This is a genomic window from Exiguobacterium sp. SH3S1, assembly GCF_004337105.1.
Classification (GTDB): Bacteria; Bacillota; Bacilli; order Exiguobacteriales; family Exiguobacteriaceae; genus Exiguobacterium; species Exiguobacterium aurantiacum_A.
The window spans coordinates 1-1,119 of the sequence record NZ_SJUW01000030.1; the positions used below are offsets into that span (position 1 = coordinate 1).

General features: G+C 49.8%; 6 tRNA genes and 3 rRNA genes. All 9 read right to left on the reverse strand.

The window, feature by feature from the left end:
• Nucleotides 1-111: ribosomal RNA gene (locus EVJ26_RS14195) — 16S ribosomal RNA — on the reverse strand; the annotation flags it as partial.
• A 103-nt stretch (nucleotides 112-214) separates the two neighbouring features.
• Nucleotides 215-290, reverse strand: a tRNA-Ala gene (locus EVJ26_RS14200).
• 11 nt (nucleotides 291-301) lie between these two features.
• Nucleotides 302-378 (reverse strand) — tRNA-Pro (locus EVJ26_RS14205).
• A 7-nt stretch (nucleotides 379-385) separates the two neighbouring features.
• Nucleotides 386-462: transfer RNA gene (locus EVJ26_RS14210), tRNA-Arg, on the reverse strand.
• A 31-nt stretch (nucleotides 463-493) separates the two neighbouring features.
• Nucleotides 494-580 (reverse strand) — tRNA-Leu (locus tag EVJ26_RS14215).
• A gap of 35 nt (nucleotides 581-615) precedes the next feature.
• Nucleotides 616-691: transfer RNA gene (locus tag EVJ26_RS14220), tRNA-Thr, on the reverse strand.
• A gap of 9 nt (nucleotides 692-700) precedes the next feature.
• Nucleotides 701-776: transfer RNA gene (locus EVJ26_RS14225), tRNA-Val, on the reverse strand.
• A gap of 9 nt (nucleotides 777-785) precedes the next feature.
• Nucleotides 786-901: ribosomal RNA gene (rrf, locus tag EVJ26_RS14230) — 5S ribosomal RNA — on the reverse strand.
• 95 nt (nucleotides 902-996) lie between these two features.
• A 23S ribosomal RNA gene (locus EVJ26_RS14235) occupies nucleotides 997-1,119 on the reverse strand; the annotation flags it as partial.

Genomic DNA, 1,119 nt, shown 5'->3' on the forward strand with positions numbered 1-1,119 from the left:
TCATTCCGTCGACTTCCCCCCGAAGGGTTCCGTCGATTTCCTGCGCTCGACTTGCATGTATTAGGCACGCCGCCAGCGTTCGTCCTGAGCCAGGATCAAACTCTCCAAAGAATTTGATATAGCTCTTGAAAATGACGAAGCTTGCGCTTCAATCAAAACTTGTAAAACTTTTTTGCCTCATCGTTCAGTTTTCAAAGTTCGTCAGTTAAAGAATTGGTGGAGCCTAGCGGGATCGAACCGCTGACCTCCTGCGTGCAAGGCAGGCGCTCTCCCAGCTGAGCTAAGGCCCCAAAAGTTATGATGGTCGGGAAGACAGGATTCGAACCTGCGACCCCTTGGTCCCAAACCAAGTGCTCTACCAAGCTGAGCTACTTCCCGTTATAAATGGTGCACCCTGAGAGATTCGAACTCCCGGCCTTTAGATTCGTAGTCTAACGCTCTATCCAGCTGAGCTAAGGGTGCGAGACGAATGATTCCCAATGGGATATATAGATGGTACCGAGGGCCGGACTTGAACCGGCACGAGGAAACCCTCGCAGGATTTTAAGTCCTGTGCGTCTACCAATTCCGCCACCCCGGCAAGGTATAATTAGTGCGGTAGACTTTTTTAAAAAATGGTGCCGGCGAAAGGATTTGAACCCTCGACCCTCTGATTACAAGTCAGATGCTCTACCAACTGAGCTACACCGGCAGGTGTAAATGGTGGAGGATGACGGGATCGAACCGCCGACCCCCTGCTTGTAAGGCAGGTGCTCTCCCAGCTGAGCTAATCCTCCGATATGTATGCCTGGCAACGTCCTATCCTCACAGGGGGAGACCCCCAACTACTTTCGGCGCTGAAGCGCTTAACTTCCGTGTTCGGCATGGGAACGGGTGTGGCCGCTTCGCTATCGCCACCAGACATATATGAGATTAACATTATCTTTACATAATGTCAAACTTTTTTTTGAAAGATTACTCTCTCAAAACTGAAGATTCATCAATACAAACCATTTCTAGATCAAAGCCTCGACCGATTAGTATCATTCAGCTCCACACGTCGCCGTGCTTCCACCCATGACCTATCTACCTCATCGTCTCTGAGGGGTCTTTCTTGATTGCTCAAAGGGAAATCTCATC